The sequence below is a fragment of the Streptomyces mutabilis genome (genome assembly GCF_014649815.1).
GTDB lineage: Bacteria > Actinomycetota > Actinomycetes > Streptomycetales > Streptomycetaceae > Streptomyces > Streptomyces mutabilis.
The window spans coordinates 782288-803108 of record NZ_BMTT01000001.1 but is presented as its reverse complement, the minus strand read 5'-3'; the positions used below and the strand labels follow the sequence as shown (position 1 = coordinate 803108).

The 20821-nt window shown below is 70.1% G+C and carries 18 protein-coding genes and 1 pseudogene; 9 read left to right on the top strand and 10 right to left on the bottom strand.

Annotated elements, in window-relative coordinates; genetic code table 11:
* Positions 1 to 6: 6 nt before the first annotated feature.
* Positions 7 to 849: a DUF1707 SHOCT-like domain-containing protein gene (locus tag IE142_RS03550; protein ID WP_191884311.1), complete on the top strand. Its 843-nt coding sequence runs from the start codon at positions 7 to 9 to the stop codon at positions 847 to 849.
* Between the two features lie 83 nt (positions 850 to 932).
* Here the strand turns inward: IE142_RS03550 and IE142_RS03545 are convergent, their stop codons facing one another.
* Entirely contained in the window at positions 933 to 2297 is a 1365-nt protein-coding gene (locus IE142_RS03545; protein ID WP_191884310.1) for an SGNH/GDSL hydrolase family protein, read from the bottom strand.
* Between the two features lie 196 nt (positions 2298 to 2493).
* Here IE142_RS03545 and IE142_RS03540 point away from each other — a divergent pair, with 196 nt between their 5' ends.
* From IE142_RS03540 to IE142_RS03530, 3 genes are all read left to right on the top strand, one after another.
* Complete coding sequence (locus IE142_RS03540; protein WP_191884309.1) at positions 2494 to 3879, top strand: DUF445 domain-containing protein; 1386 nt, start codon at positions 2494 to 2496, stop codon at positions 3877 to 3879.
* 98 nt (positions 3880 to 3977) lie between these two features.
* Positions 3978 to 5519, top strand: a complete 1542-nt coding sequence (locus tag IE142_RS03535) for an MFS transporter (RefSeq protein WP_191884308.1) — start codon at positions 3978 to 3980, stop codon at positions 5517 to 5519.
* Between the two features lie 50 nt (positions 5520 to 5569).
* The gene (locus IE142_RS03530) at positions 5570 to 5932 is read left to right on the top strand and encodes a VOC family protein (protein ID WP_191884307.1); all 363 of its coding nucleotides are present in this window, start codon (positions 5570 to 5572) and stop codon (positions 5930 to 5932) included.
* On the opposite strand, the pseudogene IE142_RS03525 reads toward IE142_RS03530, so the two are convergent.
* Positions 5904 to 6137, bottom strand: a pseudogene (locus tag IE142_RS03525) (hypothetical protein); the annotation flags it as partial. The gene IE142_RS03530 and the pseudogene IE142_RS03525 sit on opposite strands and share 29 nt — an antisense overlap.
* Before the next feature lie 243 nt (positions 6138 to 6380).
* Here IE142_RS03525 and IE142_RS03520 point away from each other — a divergent pair.
* Together IE142_RS03520 and IE142_RS03515 are read left to right on the top strand one after the other, a co-directional pair.
* Positions 6381 to 6854 (top strand): carboxymuconolactone decarboxylase family protein, encoded by a 474-nt coding sequence (locus IE142_RS03520; protein ID WP_191884306.1) that lies wholly within the window; start codon positions 6381 to 6383, stop codon positions 6852 to 6854.
* 426 nt (positions 6855 to 7280) lie between these two features.
* Positions 7281 to 8108, top strand: a complete 828-nt coding sequence (locus IE142_RS03515; RefSeq protein WP_191884305.1) for an SAM-dependent methyltransferase — start codon at positions 7281 to 7283, stop codon at positions 8106 to 8108.
* A 72-nt stretch (positions 8109 to 8180) separates the two neighbouring features.
* On the opposite strand, the gene IE142_RS03510 is transcribed toward IE142_RS03515, so the two are convergent.
* From IE142_RS03510 to IE142_RS03495, 4 genes are all read right to left on the bottom strand, one after another.
* Positions 8181 to 9812: a hypothetical protein gene (locus tag IE142_RS03510; protein ID WP_191884304.1), complete on the bottom strand. Its 1632-nt coding sequence runs from the start codon at positions 9810 to 9812 to the stop codon at positions 8181 to 8183.
* A 303-nt stretch (positions 9813 to 10115) separates the two neighbouring features.
* On the bottom strand, positions 10116 to 11315 hold the full coding sequence (tgmC, locus tag IE142_RS03505; protein ID WP_191884303.1) for an ATP-grasp peptide maturase system methyltransferase: 1200 nt from the start codon (positions 11313 to 11315) through the stop codon (positions 10116 to 10118).
* On the bottom strand, positions 11312 to 11710 hold the full coding sequence (locus tag IE142_RS03500) for a putative ATP-grasp-modified RiPP (protein ID WP_268252947.1): 399 nt from the start codon (positions 11708 to 11710) through the stop codon (positions 11312 to 11314). Before IE142_RS03500 ends, tgmC begins: the two co-directional genes overlap by 4 nt.
* Positions 11703 to 12239 carry a hypothetical protein gene (locus IE142_RS03495; protein WP_191884302.1) on the bottom strand — a complete coding sequence of 179 codons (537 nt, stop codon included), beginning with the start codon at positions 12237 to 12239 and terminating at the stop codon, positions 11703 to 11705. Before IE142_RS03495 ends, IE142_RS03500 begins: the two co-directional genes overlap by 8 nt.
* 191 nt (positions 12240 to 12430) lie before the next feature.
* Here IE142_RS03495 and IE142_RS03490 point away from each other — a divergent pair, with 191 nt between their 5' ends.
* Positions 12431 to 13705, top strand: coding sequence for an NsdA family TPR-like regulatory protein (locus IE142_RS03490; protein WP_191884301.1), 1275 nt, complete (start codon positions 12431 to 12433; stop codon positions 13703 to 13705).
* Here the strand turns inward: IE142_RS03490 and IE142_RS03485 are convergent.
* The 4 genes from IE142_RS03485 to IE142_RS03470 all read right to left on the bottom strand — a co-directional run bounded on the left by IE142_RS03485 (position 13686) and on the right by IE142_RS03470 (position 19380).
* On the bottom strand, positions 13686 to 14348 hold the full coding sequence (locus tag IE142_RS03485) for an HAD family hydrolase (protein WP_191884300.1): 663 nt from the start codon (positions 14346 to 14348) through the stop codon (positions 13686 to 13688). The two genes, IE142_RS03490 and IE142_RS03485, sit on opposite strands and share 20 nt — an antisense overlap.
* Positions 14349 to 14477: 129 nt before the next feature.
* Positions 14478 to 17624, bottom strand: coding sequence for a DEAD/DEAH box helicase (locus IE142_RS03480; RefSeq protein ID WP_191884299.1), 3147 nt, complete (start codon positions 17622 to 17624; stop codon positions 14478 to 14480).
* 165 nt (positions 17625 to 17789) lie between these two features.
* Positions 17790 to 18245: an SRPBCC family protein gene (locus IE142_RS03475; protein ID WP_191884298.1), complete on the bottom strand. Its 456-nt coding sequence runs from the start codon at positions 18243 to 18245 to the stop codon at positions 17790 to 17792.
* Positions 18246 to 18342: 97 nt separating this feature from the next.
* Positions 18343 to 19380, bottom strand: a complete 1038-nt coding sequence (locus tag IE142_RS03470; protein WP_191884297.1) for an SEC-C domain-containing protein — start codon at positions 19378 to 19380, stop codon at positions 18343 to 18345.
* A 159-nt stretch (positions 19381 to 19539) separates the two neighbouring features.
* On the opposite strand from IE142_RS03470, the gene IE142_RS03465 reads away from it, so the two are divergent.
* On the top strand, positions 19540 to 19860 hold the full coding sequence (locus IE142_RS03465) for a DUF6412 domain-containing protein (RefSeq protein ID WP_191884296.1): 321 nt from the start codon (positions 19540 to 19542) through the stop codon (positions 19858 to 19860).
* A gap of 102 nt (positions 19861 to 19962) precedes the next feature.
* Positions 19963 to 20676, top strand: a complete 714-nt coding sequence (locus IE142_RS03460; protein WP_191884295.1) for a YidC/Oxa1 family membrane protein insertase — start codon at positions 19963 to 19965, stop codon at positions 20674 to 20676.
* Positions 20677 to 20821: the final 145 nt, after the last annotated feature.

Below are 20821 nucleotides of genomic sequence, written 5' to 3'. Positions count from 1 at the left end.
CTGTACATGACCGACGACGCCCCGGAGCTGCGCGCATCCGACGCCGACCGTGAACGAGTCGCCGAAGTCCTGCGGGAGGCCCTCGCCGAGGGGCGTCTGGACATGGCCGAGTTCGAGGAGCGGCTGGACGCCACGTACAGCGCGCGGACCTACGGGGAGCTGGCGCCGATCACCCGGGACCTGCCGGTCGGCACGGTGGCGGCACCCAAGGTGTCGATGACCAAGGAGCCGGCGGCGGCCGGGGAGTGGGCGGGCCGGATCACCGGTGGCGACGGTTCGTCGTCGTGGGCGGTGGCCGTGATGTCCGGCTTCGAGCGCAAGGGGCGCTGGACGGTGCCGCGGCGGTTCAACTCCTTCGCGTTCTGGGGCGGCGGGGACATCGACCTGCGGGAGGCGAACTTCGCGGGCGGCGAGGTCGTGGTCAACTGCGTCGCGATCATGGGCGGCATCGACGTGATCGTGCCGCCGGGCATCGAGGTGATCGTGCGCGGCGTCGGCGTCATGGGCGACTTCGACCACCGGGAGTCCGGTGTGCCGGGCGACCCTGGTGCCCCGCGCGTCATCGTGACCGGCTTCGCCTTCTGGGGCGGCGTCGGCGTCCGGCGCAAGCTGACGCGGGCGGAGAAGCTGCGGATCAGGGAGGAGCGCCGGCAGGAGAAGCTGGAGCGCAAGGCCGCCCGGCGGGAGCTGCGCTCCTCGCTCGGCGAGTCCCGCGATGACCTGTCGGAGGCCCACCGCCGGATGCTGGACGGCCACCGCGACATGCTGCGCGAGCACCGCGACGAGCGTCGGGAGCAGCGCGAACTGCGCCGGGAGGAACGGGACCGGCGCAGGCGGGGCGAGGACTGAGCGGGGCGGGCCCCGGTGCCCCGCGGGGCGGGGCGCCCGAGCCCTCCCGGCACCGGACCCGGCGCCGCCTCCGGTCCACGCGGTCACAGCTGGACCGGTGCCGCACCCTTCAGGTCGTCCAGGTCGAAGACCTCGCCCATGCGCTCGTACCCCTCGTCGCTGGGGTGCAGGTGGTCGCCGCTGTCGTAGTCGGAGCGCAGGCGGCGCGGGTCGTAGGGGTCGCGCAGCGCCTTGTCGAAGTCGACGACCGCGTCGAACACGCGGCCGGAGCGGATCTCCTCGTTGATCTCCTGCCGCATGGTCTCGCGGGTTTCGGTGTAGCCGCCGTACCCGCCGAACGGCATGATCGTCGCGCCGACGACCTTCAGTCCACGGCCGTGCGCCCGGTCGACCATGGTGCGCAGGCCGTCCAGGAGGCCCTCGCGGTCGGCGAGTTCGGGGCTGTTCAGGATGTCGTTGACGCCGAGGACGATGACGACGGCCTTGACGTTGGTGCGGCCCAGCACGTCCCGCTCGAACCGGCTGAGGGCACTGGGATTGTCGGCGGGACGGCCTGCCCTGCTGGTCAGGATGCGGTTTCCGCTGATGCCCTGGTTGACGATGCTGTACCGGGGCGTGTCCCGCCCGTCCGCGGCCGCCTCGTGCAGCCGCTCGGCGAGGACGTCGGTCCAGCGGTTGTTGGCGCCCGTCTCCGACCCCGCGCCGTCGGTGATCGAGTCGCCGAGGGCGACGACGGTGCCGTCGGCCTCGTTGCTGAGCACGTCCAGGGCGGTCAGGTACCGCCAGTACCGGGTCTCGCTCGTGTAAGCGACGCCGGTGACGTCCGCGGTGTGCTCCCCGTCGGCGAGGTAGCTGATCTGCTGCGCGTGCGGGTGGTAGGTGACCGGGCCGGACGGCACCGGGGAGTACGTGGTGACCAGGACGTCCGCGCCGTAGGGGACGGGGAGGCGGGTGATGTCGCTCATCACCTGCCCGCCGGCGGGGATGACGACCTGCGGGCTGCCGCCGAAGGTGAGGCGGCGCATGGTGTCGGCGAGCGCGGCGGCGGTGCCCGGTCCGGCGGACAGGGCGATGGAGGCGTGCGTGATGGTCAGCGGGGACTGCCCGTAGAGGTTGGACAGTGTGATCCGCGCGCTGGTGCCGCCGACGCCGGCGTGCACGACGTTGCGTACCGAGCGGCCCGCCATGCCGGTCGTCTCGGTGCGGGGTTCCGCCGCCGCCGGGGACGCGGACCAGGCGCCCACCCAGGTACCCGTGGAGGCGGGAGCGGCGTCGCCGCGCGGCGCGGGGCCGCCGGCGAGGGGTGTGCGGTCCCTGGTGCCGTCGTCGGCGGACACTCCGGCGTATATGGCCGCGGAGATCGCCACTATAAGGGTGACGATCGCGGCGAGCAGGGCACGGTGCTTGGTGGGAGGCGCCCCCGTGCCTCCGTCACGACCCCGGGTCATGCTGTGCTGTTCTCCTCGGGCGAGGGGAGCCCGAGGCTCCGGTCCGATATACCCATGATGCGGCATGGGGCGGGGAAATGCCGTAAGACCCCCGGGTGTTCCCCTCCCGGACAGACGCCGGGAACTCGTGTTCCGTTCCAGGAGTCGGTCAGGAAGGGACAATGTGTGCGGGACGGATCAGCGAACGGTGGAGTGGATGGAACGCGCGAAGGCGGAACTTCCGGACGGTGCCGGCGGTGACGGTGGCGGCAGCGGTCCGGGGGAGGACACCGGTGGCGGGGCCGGTCGCGCCGCTCCCGGCGCCGTCCGCGACCGCGCGATGACGTCCTTCAGCGCGGCCGACGAGGAGAAGCGGCGCGGCGTGCGCCGTATGAAGCTCACCGCCACCGGCCTGCTGCTGTTCGTCGCGCTGGTGTACGTCCTGGCCGAGTGGGCCTCCCACCGCGGCGCGGGCGCCTGGGCGGGTTACGTCTCGGCCGCCGCCGAGGCCGGCATGGTCGGCGCGCTCGCCGACTGGTTCGCGGTCACCGCCCTCTTCCGCCACCCCTTGGGCCTGCCCATCCCGCACACCGCGATCATCCCGAAGAAGAAGGACCAGCTGGGCGTCTCGTTGGGCGAGTTCGTCGGCGAGAACTTCCTCTCCGAGGACGTCGTACGGCAGCGACTGCGCGCCGTCGGCATCGGCAGCCGGCTCGGCGCCTGGCTCGCCGTGCCCGAACACGCCGACCGGGTGACGGCCGAGCTGGCCGCCGCCCTGCGCGGCGCCCTGACCGTGCTGCGCGACTCCGACGTGCAGGCGGTCGTGGGGGAGGCGATCACCCGCCGGGCCGACGCCCAGGAGATCGCGCCCGGCATCGGCAAGATGCTGAACCGCATCGTCGCCGACGGCGGCCACAAGCGCGCCGTCGACCTGATCGTCTCCCGCGCCCACGACTGGCTCGTCCTGCACGGCGACTCGGTGATGGACGCCGTACAGGGCGGCGCGCCCGGCTGGACGCCCCGGTTCGTGGACAAGCGGGTCGGCGAGCGCGTCTACAAGGAGCTGCTGCGCTTCGTCACCGAGATGCGCGACATGCCCGCCCACCCGGCGCGCGGCGCCCTCGACCGCTTCCTCGCCGACTTCGCCTCCGACCTCCAGTCCGACACGGACACCCGCGCCCGCGTGGAGCGGCTGAAGACCGAGGTGCTGGGCCGCGGCGAGGTCCAGGACCTGATCGCGTCCGCCTGGACGGCCGTACGATCCATGATCGTCTCGGCGGCGGAGGACGAGCGCAGCGAACTGCGCATGCGGGTGCGGGCCTCGCTGCTGTCGCTGGGCGCCCGGATGGCCTCCGACACCAAGGTGCAGGGCAAGGTCGACGCGTGGGTGGAGGGCGCCGCGGTGTACGTGGTGACCACCTACCGCAAGGAGATCACCTCCCTGATCACCGACACCGTGGCGAGCTGGGACGCCGAGCACACCACGAAGAAGATCGAGGCGAACATCGGCCGCGACCTGCAGTTCATCCGCATCAACGGCACGGTGGTCGGCTCGCTGGCCGGGCTGCTGATCTACACGGTGTCCCGCATCCTGGGGGCGTAGGGCTGCCACGGGCGGCCCTCGGGCCTCCCGGCGCGGCGGGCGTGTTCCCCCCCCGGTGCAGGGCACACGGGGGGCGTTCGCTAGACGGAGAGGGAGCCATGACAGCTGAGTCGTCGTCGGCGGGCCCGGCGCCCGCCCCCACCGGCACCGTCACCACGGCCGTCCCCGCCCGCCTCGACCGCCTGCCCTGGTCGCGCTGGCACTGGATGATCGTGATCGGCCTGGGCACCGTCTGGATCCTGGACGGCCTGGAAGTCACCATCGTCGGCAACGTCGCCGGCCGTATCGCCGAGGAAGGCAGCGGCCTGGACATCAGCGCCGCGCAGATCACCGGCCTCGCCGCCGCCCTCTATGTGGCGGGCGCCTGCTCCGGGGCCCTGTTCTTCGGCTGGCTGACCGACCGTTACGGCCGCAAGAAGCTGTTCATCGCGACGCTGGCCGTCTACCTGGCGGCGACCGCGCTGACCGCGCTCTCCTTCGAGTCCTGGTGGTTCTTCCTCTTCCGCTTCCTCACCGGCTTCGGCATCGGCGGCGAGTACGCGGCCATCAACTCGGCGATCGACGAGCTGATCCCCTCCCAGTACCGCGGCCGCGTCGACCTCATCATCAACGGCAGCTACTGGCTCGGCGCGATCGGCGGCTCCCTGCTGTCCATCGTGATGCTGGACACCGACATCTTCGCCAAGGACCTCGGCTGGCGGCTCAGCTTCGCCATGGGCGTGGTTCTCGGCCTGGTCATCCTGCTGGTCCGCCGGCACGTGCCGGAGAGCCCGCGCTGGCAGTTCATCCACGGCCACGGCGAGAAGGCCGACGCACTCGTCACCTCCGTCGAACGGGAGATCGAGCAGGAGAAGGGTGAGAAGCTGCCGCCGCCTGCCGGTGAGATCACCATCCACCAGCGCCAGAGCATCGGCTTCGGCCTGATCGCCAAGACCGTCTTCCGCCGCTACCCGCGCCGCACGGTCCTCGGCCTGTCCCTCTTCATCGGCCAGGCCTTCCTCTACAACGCCATCACCTTCGGCTTCGGCACCATCCTCATCACCTTCTTCGACGTGCCGACCGGCTCCACCGGCTATTACTTCGCCGTCATCGCCGCCGGCAACTTCTGCGGCCCGCTCCTCCTCGGCCCCCTCTTCGACACGGTCGGCCGCCGGATCATGATCTCGGGCACGTACCTGCTCTCGGGCATCCTGCTCTTCGCCACCGCGTGGCTCTTCGACCGGGGCTCGCTCACGGCCGCGACGATGACTGCCTGCTGGTGCGTGGTGCTGTTCTTCGCCTCCGCGGGCGCCTCCAGCGCCTACCTGACGGTCTCCGAGATCTTCCCCATGGAGACCCGTGCCATGGCCATCGCCTTCTTCTACGCCCTGGGCACCGCCGCCGGCGGCATCAGCGGCCCGCTGCTCTTCGCCGACCTCACCGAGTCCGGGGTGGTCGCCGACACGGCACTGGCCTTCCGGATCGGCGCCGGGCTGATGTGCGCGGCCGGCCTGGTGGCGGCGTTCCTGGCGGTGAAGGCGGAACGCCGCTCCCTGGAGGACATCGCGGAACCGCTGTCGGCGGTGCGGGCGGGGCCCGCGAAGCCGGCGGACCCGGCGAACTCACCCGGAACGTCCGGCTCCGGCACGGCGAGCGCGTAGCGTCGGGCCGTACGCCCCGTCACCCGTCGCCCGCGCGGGAGGAGCCGCCCATGACCATCCGCAGGATCATGCCCGACATCCAGGTCGAGGACGAGGAACAGCTGCACACGAGCCGCGACTTCTACGGCCTGCTGGGCTTCGAGCAGGTCATGGACATGGGCTGGGTGACGACCCTCGCCTCCCCGTCCAACCCCACCGCCCAGATCAGCCTGTTCACCGAGGAACGCGCCGCGCCCCTCGTCCCCGACCTCAGCGTGGAGGTCGAGGACGTCGACGCGGTGTACGCGCGGGTCACCGCGTCGGGCGCGGAGATCGTGCGGGAGATCGCGGACGAGGAGTGGGGCGTGCGGCGCTTCTTCGTGCGGGACCCGACCGGCCGGGTGGTCAACGTACTGACCCACCGCCGGAACTGAACCGGCCCGGGACGGGCGCTCGGGCCCGCCGGTCGGCGACCGCCCAGGACGCCAGCGCCACGGCACCGGCGACACCGAGGACGGACGGCCGGGCGCCCACCTTCTTCGCCGGCGGGTGCGACCCGGCGAAACCGGTGACGTACGCGGCCCTCGGCGCACCCGCGGCCTCCCCGCCGGCCCGCGCCCGCCACTGCCGCGCGGCGGCACCGGCATGCCCCACCGACTGGCCGAGGCAAATCGGCGCCGGGCGGGCCGCGCCCGCCGGGGTGAGGACATCACGGCGGCTCCTGCCCCGAACCCCCGCACGCACGTGAGACGCAGATCACACCCGTCCGCCCGTCGGGCCTGTCACATCCCCTCCCCGCGATCCGTCGTAGCTGTGTACGCCCGAGGGCGAACGACTACCGACCGGAACTTGAGCCCGATCACCGACGACGGAGGAACCACCATGGAAGCTCGTCTCAACATGTTCGCCAACCCCTTCGCGGGCAAGCTGGTGCGCCACATCAACTCGGCCGGCAAGGTCGTGGCCGACTCGACCCTGCCCGCCGCGACGCAGGAGCTGGTGAAGATCCGCGCCAGCCAGATCAACGGCTGCGGCTTCTGCCTCGACATGCACACCAAGGACGCCGCGAAGGCGGGGGAGACCGCGCTGCGCCTCAACCTGATCGCGGCCTGGCGGGAGGCCAAGGTCTTCACCGACGCCGAGCGCGCCGCCCTGGAGCTGACCGAGCAGGGCACCCGCATCGCCGACGCCGCCGGCGGCGTCACCGACGAGGCCTGGGCGGAAGCCGCGAGGCACTACGACGAGGACCAGCTCGCCGCCCTGGTCGGCCTGATCGCCATCATCAACACGTACAACCGGATGAACGTCATGCTCCAGAACCCGGCGGGCGACTACGAGCCGGGCATGTTCGGCTGACGCGCCCGTCCTCCCGTCCTACGGTGCTGCCGGGTGCCGTCGGGCCGGTCCGCCCGAGCGACGGGTGGACCCCCCACGCACCCGGGCACCCGAACGCCACGGGCATGCGGATCACTGCCCGGTGCCCTGCCTGCCCGTGACGGCTGGCCAGGGCCCGCGACCGTGTCACGGCGGCGTGGCGCGACGCACCGTGGCCCGTTCGTCGTCGGATGTCCTGCCGGGATGTGGATGCTGCGCGCGCCTGGAGAGGACTTCTTCCGGGAATCGCGGCTTCCCACTGGCCTACCCGGCTCGGCGCCGGGAGGGGAAGGGTCGTCCGGACAGGGCGCGGGCAGGGGTGCGGGCACTCCTCCGCATCTTCTCCGCGCCGGAGCGCGGCACTAGGTTGGTTCCCTGATCGGTCAACCCAACGGTCAGGAGGATGCCGTGTCGGACTCCCGTTCCCAGCTCGGCGCCGGCGCGGAGTTACGCGCCCGCATCGACACGTCCACGCCGCACTCGGCGCGGTTCTGGAACTACTTCGTCGGCGGCAAGGACAACTACGAGGTCGACCGGGAGATCGGTGAGCAGATCAAGGGCATCTTCCCGGGCCTCGTCGACGTGGCCCTCACCAGCCGGCTCTTCCTCGGGCGCGCCGTCCGCCACCTGATCCGGGAGGAGGGCGTCCGGCAGTTCCTGGACATCGGCACCGGACTGCCCACCGCCGACAACACCCACGAAGTGGCCCAGCGCGAGGCTCCCGACGCCCGCATCGTGTACGTCGACAACGACCCGATCGTGCTGACCCACGCCAACGCCCTGCTCACCAGCACCCCCGAGGGCAGGACCGCCTATCTGGACGCCGACCTTTACGCCCCCGAGGCCGTCCTGGAAGCCGCCGCCGGCATCCTCGACTTCTCCCGGCCGGTCGCCCTGATCATCCTCAACACACTCGGCCACGTCGCCGACCACGACCAGGCCCGCGACCTGGTGCGGCGCCTCCTGGCGGGCCTCCCGTCGGGAAGCTACCTGGTCATCGGCGACAGCACCGCGACGAGCGAGGGCATGATCGCCGCGTCGGAGGCCTACAACGCCAGCGGCGCGACGCCGTACCACGTACGCAGCGTCGAGGAGATCGCCGGCTTCTTCGAGGGGCTCGAACTGGTCGCCCCCGGCATCACCCAGGTCCCGTCCTGGCGCCCGGACCAGGAGCCCCCGACCGGCCCGACCGCCGTCTCCGTCGACGCCTACTGCGGGGTGGGGCGCAAGCCGTGAGCCGGGCTGTACGGTGTGCCGCCGCGCGGACCCGCCTGGCGGCCCGCCCGTCGTTCCTCGCGTCGGACGGGGTCACCCCGAGGCCAGCTGCTCGGCGATCTCCTTGACCCAACCATCCCTCTTCGCGGGGTCGTTGAGGGTCAGCTCCCAGGCCTCCGCGTCCAACTTGTGCTGTGCGGGACCCGCCTTGAGCGCGATGAGCAGCTCCCGGGCGGACTGCCGCAGCTCGGGTGTCGTGCTGTCGCTCCCGGGGACGTCGGGGCCCGCCGCCAGGCCGTAGATCTTGCGCGCCATGGCCTGCCGCTCGCCCTTCGACACCTTCTTCCAGAACTTCAGGGCGTGCTTCAGCGAATCCGTGCGGGGCGCGGCCTCCGCCGGCGCCTCGCCCTCCGGCGCCCAGCGCTCGGGGTGGCGGACCTCCTCGTAACGCTTCGTGGCCGCGCGGCCCGCCTTGTAACCGGTGGTGCCCAGGACGAGACCGGCCCCGACCGCGGCGAGAATCCAGCCGGCCGGGTTGCTCGCCAGCGCTCCCGTCGCCGTGACCAGCGTCATGACCCCGGCCGCGGCCTTGACGGGCTCGCCCACCACGCCGCCCACCATTTCCTTGCCGATCTTGGCGGCCTGCTTCTTCATCGCGTACTTCTGCACCTGGCTCAGGTCCGCCGTGTCCTTCACGGCACGCCGGTAGGCCTCTTCGGCGGGCCTGATGCTGCGGAACTCCCTCTCGAAGGCCGCGAAGGCCGCGTCGACGCCCTGCTGCCACCCCTCGTGCGGGTGCGCCTCGGCCGCGTCCAACCTGGCGTACACCTCCGCACGGGCCACCTCGGCCCGGTTCACGGCCCCGTGCACCTCCCGGTCCAGCCGGGCGAGCAGCTCCACGTTGACGACGTTGGCGTCTCCGAGGTCCTTCAGGTTCTTGTACTTGCTCGTCGCTCCCCCGACCCGGACCAGGGCGCGGGCGCCCTTGGTCAAGCCGGTGACGGCACTGAGGGCCCCGCTCGCCTCGGCCGCCGTCGCGGCGTTCGCCGCCCCCTGGACCTTGGTCGCCTCCTTGGCGATGGCGGCACCGTAGGAACCCGAACTGACGGCACCGACGCCCGCGTCCGTCCCCTTGGTCTTGGCCCTCCTGTTCGCCGTGTGGTGTCCGGCCCCGGTCTCGTTCCTCCGGGAGTCCTTCATGCTCTTGTACGCGTCCATGCCGCTGACCACGACGCCGGTCGCCTCCGTGAGGAGGTTCCACCCTCCGGCGGAGGTCCCCGAGATGGCGGAGTCGTTCTTGAGGGCCCCGTCGGCGGTGGCGGCGGCCTGGTGGGTGAGGGCGGCGTTGGTGGGCGTCTGGCCACCCTTGACGGCGTTGTCCGTGGGTTCGAGGTTCTTCTTGAACCGGTCCAGCAGCGCGGCGATCCGGTCCCGGTAGCTCTTCCTCTGCCGCGCCCCGTCGGCCGCGCCACCGGCCCCCGTCGCCTCTTCCCTGACCGTCCCGGTGCCCTCCGCCGCCCGTTCCCCGGTCGCGCTCCTGACACGCTGCACCGCCGCGGCGGCGGCCCGATTCCCGACACTGGACTGGAACCGCAGGAAGGCGTGCTCCGCCGAGCTCCCGGACGGACTCCCGACCCGGCTCCCGTTCCCTTCCCGACGTTGCCTGGCCGCCGCCAGCGTGGCTACGGAGGGCCGTGCCGGCGTGCGGTGGACCGGGGTGCTCATGGGCGTGCCTCTCCTGCTGCCGGACCGGGCGTGGCGGCGAAGCTAACAAGGCACGGCGAACAGGAGGGGAGCGGCGGGGAAACACTCCGGGCGAGGGGAGCGCTGCGGCGGCCGTGTCGCTGACCCGAACCACCCGTCCGGCGAAACGAGTGCGGTGCGCAACCAGAGTTGCGTACTGGCACGGCAGTCATGACGCCGGTCACTCGCCGTGCGCCTCCCGCGCCCCGGCCGGATGTGCAGGTGTCCGTCTCTCAGCCGTGTGCGATAGGGCGCCGCACCCATCCGTGAGCGGGGAGCCCCTCCTCAGCCTTGGCGTAGAGTCAGGTGAGGCATCAGCGGGTGGAGCAGCCGCTGCCCGTCGGCGTCCACCCGCAGGGTGAAGCTCTCAGGACCGGGGCGTCTCGCGGCGATGAAGTCGTCGATGAGGCGCTCGGCGCGCTCCCATAGCTTCAACGGCCCGCCTTCACGCACGAGCCAGGTGTCGCCATCGCGGGCGAGCGTGGCGGCGGAACCGGATGTCACGTCGATCAGATGCAGTACCCCGCCTAATGTGACCATCTGGGCGTCCGGTACGGCACTCTGCACCAAGAAGCGCAGGTGGAACGCCTCGTCGGTCGCAGCCGTCAACTGCTCCGGGGTGTGCCTCGCCGGTCGGGGGCGCTCGGTCAGGCCGGCGGCCCAGTCCGCCGGGTTACCGAAGGCGGGCGCAGTGTGCGTGCGAGCCGACATGAAGGAGATGGTGCCGGGCAGCAAAGGGCCCTCGGCAGCGCCGTCCTCGGCGACCGTGAGCAGGGCGCGGGCGCTTCCGTATAGCCAGCCCGACAAGGGTAGAAGCACCTTCCCGCCTGGCCTCACTTGTTGGAGCAGGGTGGGCGGCACGGCACGGAAGGAGCAGGTGGCCACGGCCCGGTCGAACCAGGCTTCGGGCCAGTACCCGTAGAGTCCGTCGGCTCTGGCAAGCGTCGGCGTGTATCCACAGGAGTACAGGGCGTCGGCCGCCGTCTTCAGCCTGTCGGAATCGATTTCGACGCTGGTGACGTGCGACGAACCAAGGAGTTCGCATGCGAGGGCGGTCGAGTAGCCCGTCCCAGTGCCGATCTCCAGGACCGTGTGCGCCTCTGTGACGTCCGCGTCCGACCACGTGCGCAAGACCAGTGAAGGCAGGGTGGACGACGAGGTCGGTACACCTCCGTGCCGGGCGACCGGGTTGCTCCAATCGGTCTCCTCGCCGTCGATCCGGGTCACCAGTGCCGTGTCCGAGTACACGCTCGCCAACCAGTGGCCATAGTCCAATTGGGCCGTGATGGGCTCCCACACCGTCAGCCCATGCGCGTCAGGTTCGGCGCCGGGCAGATAGAAGCCGGGGACGAACGCGTGGCGCGGTACCTTCTCGGTAGTCGTCAGCCAGGCCGGGGCGATGGCAGTCCCGGCTTCCGCGATGGTCTTCGCCATTTCGCTCCGTAGGGCGGTGGCGTCGTTTTCGATGTCCGTGGGCAACGTCATGGCTGGCCGGGTCCTTCCATGCTCAGAATGTCGGCGGACGCCTCGGTGATCGACGGTGCGTCCGGAAGCCAGCCCCACTGGCCGTTCGAATTGCACTCGATCGCCCACGAGTCGTCCGGATGGCTCCCATCGCCGGTGAGCGCGAAGTCGGTCGTGGTGCCGTCCGGTGACTGGGGCTGTGGTTGCTGTCCGTCTCCGCCACCGAAAACGGACACCGTGCCGCTTGTCTCGGACGTCCCGTGGCGCCCCATGTCCCCTACTCGGCCGCTGGCGTCGGTGTAACGGGCGGTTCGCGTCTGCGGATCCAGCACCACTGCCGCGTACGCGGCCGGGCCGACCGGCATACGATCGGCCACCGATCGGAGGGCCGAGGGTTCTCGGGCCGTGTCACTCACCGGTGGTGCGGGCTTCTTCGGGGGAGGCACCTGATACGCCGGCCTCCATCTGCTCGGCCAGCCGCCCTCGGCCCTCCCTCATCAGCGCCGTAATGTCCCGCGGGGCGCACAAGTCGCCGTCGAACCGCGGCGGTACGACCCAATACGTGCCGGGCGGCTGTTGGCGGTCAAGCCGTGGGATGCCCAGGTAGGTGCCGTGGCCGAGACAACTCGCGAGGTCGTCGTACGCCCAGACCAGGCCCGCGTGCCCTTGGATCAGCGCGTAGTACGTGCCACCTCCGACTCGTCGATCGTGGATGATCGAACCGCCGAGCAGTTCGCCCAGCGCCGTGGCCACGCCCGCCTTATCGGCAGTCCGCACGGCGGCGTGAACGATGTACGCGGCCATGCGTACGGCTGCGAACCGTTCACCGAGCGGCACCAGGGCGACGCCCTGCGCCGCCCACTCGCGCCGAATCCGCTCCGGATTCGGATCGGTTTGAGCCAGCCACTGCGCGATCGCACGGTCCAATGCTTCTTGGGTGGACACCGGTGTCCTCCTGCTGTCCGCCGGGGTTGGATGTGCCCTCAGAGTCCACGAAGTCATCGCCCACATCTAGGACTTGAAGAGGCCCCTGAGAGGACTTCGAAAGGGCCTCGATGACGCCTTCGGGGTGATGAGCTGTCCAGCTTCGGCCGTGCTGTGCGAAGCTCTGGAGCAGCAGCCCGCAGGAGGTCCCCATGTCCAGGCCGACAGGCAACGTCCGACTCAAAGCCGCCCGAGTAGCAGCCGGATTCAACTCGCAGCAAGACTTGGCGGACGCCCTCACGGAGCATGCGAGGCGCATGGGCATTCGCGGTCTGTCCGTCGGCGTACGGCAGGTCCGTCGATGGGAGTCGGTCAACCCGCCCTGGCCACAGCCGGATTGTCAAAGAGTGCTCGTGCACCTGCTGGGGCAGAGTGTGGAAGCACTCGGGTTCGTGCCGCCGTGGGGCTCAGAGGGGCCCAAGCCCGATGCCGTGCGCCGTGCGTTGGCCGCAGGGGGAACGGCGGGTCTTGGGCTGGCCGTAACGACCGGCAGGAGTGTTGCGGCATCTCAGCCGATGACCGTCGGAGCGGACTTCGAGTCGGTCACCAGGTCCCATCGCCGGCTGTACTGGTCGGTGGCACCGGCGAAGCTCCATCCAGCCGTCGCGGCCCACGCCGCGCTGGGCTGCGTGCTACTCCGGGAGACGGAGGACGCCACGCGTCGCGTGATCGCTGCCGCGCTGGCCGAGACCTACCTTTTGGCGGGCAGGATCGAGTTCTTCGATCTCCGTGAAACGGATGCGGCCAACGAGACCCTTCTCCTCGCCCTGCAGTCGGCGGGTGAAGCCGACGACCCGATGCTCGGCTCGGCGATCATCGCGCACATGGCCTTCATCCCCGGTTGGGCGGGAGATAGGGAGTCCGCCCAGGAGCGCATGATCGCGGCGCGCACGTATGCACGCCGGGCTCCCGCGTCAGCGGAGTTCCTAGCCTGGCTGGATGCGGTCGAGGCCGAATGCGAAACCCGGTGCGGTGACACCCGCACGGCCCTGCATCTGATCGGCCACGCGGAAGACGTCCTGAAGGACGGCAACGAGCATCCGACGCCCTCGTGGATGGACTGGTTCTCACCGGCCAGGCTCGCGGCCTTCAAGGGCAACACCCAATTGCTCGCCGGACACCGCCCACAGGCCCGCCAGACACTATTGGAAGCACTCGAAGCCATGACCTCCGCCGACGACAAACAACGCACGGTCGTCTACGGCGACCTGGCGGCCGTGGAAGCGCTGTCCGGCAACGCTGAGGCGGCCTGTGAGTACGCGGGTAAAGCCCTGGATCAGTTGGCCGTCACTTGGTACGCGACCGGCATGGACCGCGTACGCGAGGTTCGCCGTGCACTCACCGCACACCAACACGAGCGGTGCGTGCGGGAGCTGGACGACCGTCTGTACGACTGGTCGACGACGGTCAGTGTGATGAGTCGTTGAACTGGGCGATCGCGGCGGGCAGCTCGGCCAGGTCTTCGATACGGAAAGTCGGCAGTTCCAGGGCTTCGGGGCGGCCCCACTGGATAGTTGCCCACGGGCCGCGATGCACCAGCGCGGTGAGCATGCCCGCCTCGCGGGCGGGCCGGATGTCATTGTCACAGCGATCCCCGACGTAAAGGATCTCCCCGACCGCGAAGGGAACGGCGTCGGCGACCCGTCTGAAGAACTCCGGATCGGGCTTGCTGGCCCCCCAATCGTCGGACGTACCGATCAGATCCACGTCATGGGAGAACAATGCACGCAGGATCCGGCCCGCGCGCACCGTCTGGTTCCCCGCGATCCCCAGCCACAGTCCGTCGGACCGTAGCTGTTCGAGAGACGTCCGGACCTCCGGGTACAGGTCGTCTTCCCCGAACGTCTCCGGCTGTCCGGCGACGGCCCTCTTCTCGCGCTCCGCGTAGAGATCGAAACCGGGTTGGAACTCCTGGAAGGTCTCGCGGTAGTCGCGACCTTGAGCGATCACCGCGCCGAACATCGCGTGGAACGTGTGTCGAGGCACGCCGAGCCAGTCCGCCCATGTTCCGTACTCACGGGTCTCGTCCACGAGACACTCACCGACGTCGAAGACCACTGCGCGAATCATGCGGGGCAGGGTAACGGGTGGCGCCTTACGCAGCGAGGCCGTGGTGGGAGCCTGGGCCGGGCCGGGGCGCGTCCCGGAGAGTGGGCCTCGTCTCCTCAGGACACGTCCCCACCGGCCTTCCTACCCAGGTCAGCTCACCTTCCCCGAGTACGTCCACACGTCGGCCGGGAGTTCGTGTTCCAGACGCCAGGTGATCGCCATCGGTTTACTGCCTGTGTGGCTCTCATAGGTCGCCGGGCCGAGGAGCATCCAGGGCTGCGACTTACCCATGTCGGTGTTCTTGTACCGCCGCATGAACAGCAGGACGTGGCTTCCACGCTGTACGTGTTGCTGGTAACGCGTGCCGGTGCGGGAGTCGGCGGCCGTCGCGTTCTGCGACTCCCAGTGATAGAGGGTCGGGCTCAGCGCATAGTCCTTGTACCGAACCGTCGGTGAGAAGTCCCTCTCGTTCTTCTCCTGCGTGATGAGGAGGGCGTCCGTGCGAAGCTCCTCGACCCACTGAACGCCCTGTGCGAAGGACCGCGGCATCTGGCCACCGAAGCGGGCGACCCCGAGTGCGGCGAGTATCTCCGAGCGGTTGTAGGCGCTGTGCACCTTGAGCGGGAGATGACTCAAAGGACCGGCAAGCGGGATGGGGAAGTGGTCGGCCTGCTCGACGACGTGGGCCAGTAGCTGTCGCAGCTCGTCACGGACCGCCCACTGGCCCCGCAACGACTCCAGCCCATCCCGGTAGCTGGTGAACCCGCCTGCGTTGTCCCAGAGGTTGAAAAACAGCATCCGGGCGTACGCCTGGTCGGTGGCCCCCAATTCGTCGTAGGGAGGGGCGTCGTCTTCGAGTAGGCGAAGGTATGCCTGCGCGCGTTCCGGATCGTCCACATGGAGGAAAGCATGGGCGCGCTTGAGTAGCGTCTCTTCCCCTTGAGGTGCGGGCTCCTTGAGTAGGCCGGCTCGCCGGAGGACGGTCGTCCAGGAATTGTCGCTTTTGTACAGCTCTTTAATCTCCCGACGGCTCTCCCGGAGGAAGTCGGCGAGACGCGGAGTGCGGTACTCCTTGACCTCTTTCACCAGCGTCTTCACCGTGGCGCCCAGCTGGGTCCGGATGTTGTCGAGGACGAGGTCCTTGGACTTCCCCTCCAAGATGACTTGGCAGCCGGACGGCAGCTGAGGGAAGTCATGCTCGATGTGCTCGACCAGACGACTGCGCGACAGATTGGTCAAGGCTCGGAATTGTTCTTCGAAGCGGAACTCCGCGCGGTGTTGTCCGATGAAGTCGAGGACGGTGAGGACCGGCTTCGTCTCGGTGCGTCGGAGGCCCCGCCCCAATTGCTGGAGGAAGACCGTGGCGCTGTTGGTGGGGCGCAGCAGCAAGAGGGTGTCGACGTCCGGGATGTCGAGCCCCTCATTGAACAGATCCACCGAAAAGATGACCTGGAGCTTGCCGTCACGGAGGTCGGTCAGCGTCCGGGCGCGCACGTCAGCAGGCGAGTCACTGTCGAGTGCCACTGCCTCGAAGCTCGCTTTGCGGAAGAACTCCGCCATGTAGTGGGCGTGCGCCTTGGTGACGCAGAAACCGAGCGCTCGCATCGAGCCCGGGTCGGAGACCTTGTCCCGGATCTGCTTAACGACGATGCGGGCCCGGGCGTCATTGCCCGTGAAGAGATTCCCGAGGTCCTGATCTGCGTACGAGCCCTTCTGCCAGCCAAGGTTTCTCAGGTCGGTACCGTCTGGGATCCCGAAGTAGTGGAAGGGGCACAGCAGGTCGTTCTCCAGTGCTTCCCAGAGTCTCATCTCCGCGGCGATGCGACCTTCGAAGAACTCGTCCTGCACGTTGGTCCCGTCCATCCGTTCGGGAGTGGCGGTCAGGCCCAGCAGTTCCGTCGGTATGAAGTGGTTGATCACCCGTCGGTAGGTGGAGGCTGTGGCGTGATGGAACTCGTCGATGACGATGATGTCGAAGTGATCCGGAGCCAACTGCTCAAGCCGCTGGACGTTGAGTGACTGGACGCTGGCGAAGACGTGATTCCATTTGCGAGGATCTGCGCCCCCGTGCAGCAGCTCACCGAACGAGGCGTCGTCCAGCACCTCACGGTAAGTGCGGAGGGACTGCTTGAGGATCTCTTTGCGATGCGCCACGAACAGCAGCCTGGGTCGGCTGCCGGTCGACTCCCGGCACAGATGGCGGTAGTCGAGTGCGGCCATCACGGTCTTGCCGGTTCCCGTCGCCGCGACCAGCAGGTTGCGATGGCGCCCGCGGATCTCACGCTCGACGCGAAGCCGTTCCAACATGTCCCGCTGATGCGGGAACGGGCGCACTTCGAGCCCGGACAGGTTGATCTTCAGGTCGCTGGTCGATGTGTTCCCACCAGCCTGGGCCAGCGCTTCGGACAAGCGATCGCCATGGCGATCGGGGTCGTAGGTCTCGAAGGCCGAGTCGTTCCAATAGGCGTCGAAGGTCGCCTCGAATTTGTCCAAGACCGCGGGGGTGGCCACCGAAGACAGTCGTACGTTCCACTCGAGCCCGTCGAGGAGTGCCGCCCTGGACAGGTTCGAGCTGCCGACGTAAGCCGTGTCGAAACCCGTACGGCGCCGGAAAAGCCAAGCCTTGGCGTGGAGCCGCGTCGAGCGGATCTCGTAGTTGACCTTCACCGTGGCGCCGAAGTCGCGCACGAGCCGGTCGAGCGCATGGCGATCGGTGGCGCCCATGTAGGTGGTGGTGATGACCCGAATCGGTACCCCACGCTCCTTTGCGGCACGCAGCGCGTCCTCCAGTACGCGGATGCCGTACCACTTCACGAACGCGCAGAGCAGGTCGATGCGGTCTGCGGTGGCCAACTCGGCCCTCAGCTCCGAGCCCAGGCTCAGGTCCTCCGGCGAGTTGGTGAGGAGCGACGTCTCAGACAGGGGAGTCAGCGGGCGGATCGCATAGGCGCCGGGAGCTTCTTGCTCAGCAAGAGCCAGCAGCTGCCGAGGCCCGTCGGCGATGGTGCTGACGGGCTCGCCATCGCTTTGATCGCCGGGACCGGCGGCGAGTGACTCCAGAATGCGATTCGCGAAGGGAACCCGCTGGTCGGCCGGAAGCTGGTTGAGGCGACTAGTCACGATGTCGCCGATGTGCCGCGCCAGCACACGAGGCGAGGACTCCGCACTGACCTCCGCGTCGACAGCCCTCCACCCGGCGGCCTCAAGCCGCGCCAGCTCGCCGTGCACGCTCTCCGTGATCAGCTGCTCGTAAACTCCCGCGACCGGCTGTGCCGGTCCCCCCGTCTTCTCCACCATGCCACCCCAGGATCACTATTCCGATGTGGCTCAGTTCTAACAGCAGCCACTGACACCGGGCCACGTACATGGCGGTGTGAGACAGCCGTGATGTCGACTGCCCATCAGATGAGCAGGGCGTGAGTGGTGTCCCGGTGGAGGGAAGGCGCCGAGGAAGGCCGCCCCTCAGGACTTCGCCCCGTCCCCCAGGAACCCCTCCAACCCGTCCAGCAGTATCCCGCTCCCCTGCTCCGCCATGTCCCGCTCCTCCTCCGTCTCGCAGGTCTGGCTGAGGGTGATCACCGTGTTGCGGGGGCCCTGTTCCGTGAGTTCCATGGTCATCAGGGTGGGGCCGGGGCGGCCGGGGATGTCCATGCCGAGGACCAGGCGGTGGTGTTCGGCGACCTGCTGGTAGGTGCCGGTCAGGGGGAACTCGGCGCCGTCGGGGGTCTGCATCGTGGCCTTCCAGGCGCCGCCCGGGCGGACGTCGAGTTCGACGGAGCCGGGGACGGCGTGGGCCCACTGGGCGTACTGGTCGGGGGCGGTCCAGGCCTGCCACACCTGGGCCGGGGAGGCGTCCAGGGTGCGGGTCAGGGTGTACGAGAAGCCGCCGGCCGGGGTGGAGGTCTGGTCGGTGGTCATGGTGTCCGTCTCCTCGGGGTGAGGTCGAGCCGGGGCGGTCGCGTCCTGCGGTCCGCGTGAGGCCTTTGCACCTGTAGACGTCCGGCGGCGCCGGTTCTCATCGGTCAGCGGCGATGTTCTCCCCGTGGCACCGCTCGTACGGGCGGTCCGAGCCGCACCAGCAGGCCGCGCCGCGCTGCGGCGGCCACGCCACCGCGCGGCCCCGGGCCGCCAGCGTCGTCGCGTACTGGGGGAGGAGGGTCGCGTCGGCCGGGGAGGCGCCCTCCGAGGCGGCGAAGGCCTCGTAGGAGGGGACCGTGCCCCGGACCACGCCCAGGTTCGGGGTGCCGGACGCGGCCAGCTCGCGCAGGGCGGCCTCCGTCGTCGCCAGGTGGTCCTCGTAGGAGGGGTACTCGGCGGAGAGGGACGGGTACGCCTCGAGCAGTTCCGTCAGTTCGTCGGCCGGCCAGTGGAGCATTGCCACCGGGAAGGGGCGGGAGAGGGCCTCGCGGTAGGCGCCCAGTTCGGCGCGCAGGCGGGAGATCTCCGCCTGCAGGTCGGCCGGGTTGTCCGAGCCCAGGGACCAGACGCGTTTGGGGTCGTGCAACTCGTCCAGGGAGACCGGCATGGTGTGGAGGGTGTCGGCCAGAGCGTCCCACTCGTCGTGGGGCAGGCCCAGCATGCGGCGGACGCGGTGGCGGCCGTAGAGGAGGGGGTGGGTGGAGTACGGGGGTTCCGCGACGTCCGTCAGCAGCAGGCGGGCGCCCTCCGTGAACGTCTCGTGCGCCGCCTCCAGCTCGTCGTGGGCCTCCAGGGACTCCGCCGCGATCACCCAGGGAGCCGGGTCGCGGGGCGACGCCGTGCGGACCCCGTCGATGATCGCCCTGGCCTCCGCCTCGTGGCCGTACTCCCACAGGTTCGACGCCTTGAGGGCGCGGACCAGGGACGGGTTCTCCAGCCCCTGGGAGTCCGCGGCGGAGGACAGCAGGCGGTCGTAGAGTTTGGTCGCGGACGGGCGGTCGCCGGAGAGTTCCAGGTGGGCCGCGGCGCGCAGGAGCAGGGTCTCGGCGTCCTCGGGGTAGAGGCCGGCGGTCCGTTCCAGGCGTGCCGCCTCGGCGGCGTGGTCGACGTTTTCGGCGGGCGTGTCGGGGCGCATGAGGGACACCGTACTGCCGTCAGCCGACGAGGGTGAGGGCCCCGGGGGCCGGAGGCCGGGGCCGTGCGGTCCGGCTCCACAGCCCGTACCGGCTTCCGTGCGGCTCCTGTATAACTGGGGCGAACGTGTGTACGCGAGCGGGTGGAGGGGGAGCCGCGGATGAGCCGGAACCGGACCGTGCCGCGGGTGCCTCGCGCGCTGTTCGTACTGCTCCTCGTGATCCTCCCCGTCGCCTTCGTCGACATCGGCAGCCTCTCCGCCACCGTCGCGCTCGCCGCGACCGCGGCGGTCGGTTCCGCGCTCGCCGTCTGCGCCGTCATCGCCGCGCGCTGCGCGCCCGCCGTGCCGCCCACCCGGGTGCGTACGGCCATCAGGGACCGGGACCGGCGTACGGCCTTCCTGCCCCAACGCGATCCCGACGCCCCCGGCCGTCGCCGGCCCCGAGCGCCCGGACACGCCCTCCCGGCGACCGCCGCGTAGGGCACGTCCTTCACCCAGGTCACTTCCCCGCGCGGGGCGTGTCGTCATGCCGCTGTTCTCACTTCCCCGGCACGACGAGACCCTCGGAGGGCTCACTCACCCATGTCCGTTTTCGCCAACCTGGTCGAGGGCATCGCCGACCTGCTCCAGCCGCTGTTCGGCGCCTGGGCCGCGGCCGCCGCCATCGTCCTGTTCACCGCCCTCGTACGGCTCCTCGTCCACCCGCTGTCACGGGCCGCCGCACGCGGGCAGAAGGCGCGCACCGAGCTCCAGCCGAGGATCGCCGAACTGCGCCGCAAGCACGCGAGGAACCCCGAGAAGCTCCAGCGGGCGGTGCTCGAACTGCACGCCCGGGAGAAGGTGTCGCCCCTGTCGGGGTGCCTGCCCAGCCTGTGCCAGATTCCCGCGTTCTTCCTCCTCTACCACCTCTTCTCCAGCCCGACGATCGGCGGTCAGGCCAACGAACTGCTGTCGCACCGGCTCCTCGCCGCCCCGCTCGGCGGGCGGTGGACCGACGCGCTCGGCGACGGTGGGCTCCTCGGCGGTGCCGGGCTCGTGTACGTGGCGCTGTTCGCGGTCGTCGCCGGGGTCGCCGCCTTCAGCTATCGCCTCGCGAAGCGGACGATGGCCGACCGCCCGATACTGCCCACCGGTGACGGCGGGCAGGTGCCGGGGCTCGGCGCGATCGGCAAGGTCATGCCGTTCATGTCCTTCTTCACGCTCGTCACCGTGGCCGTCGTACCGCTGGCCGCCGCGCTGTACGTCGCCACCAGCACGACGTGGAGCGCCGTCGAGCGGGCCGTGCTGTACCGCTGAGCGCGGCGGCGCGCGCGGGCCCGCGTGGACCCGCGTGGACCCGCGTGGCTACGGTCCAGTAGGTGAACGGGGTATTGCGGAGTGGAACGGGACCTTGGAGGATCGAACAGTCCTCCGATGGTTGTCGTTACTGCCGCACCCAGGT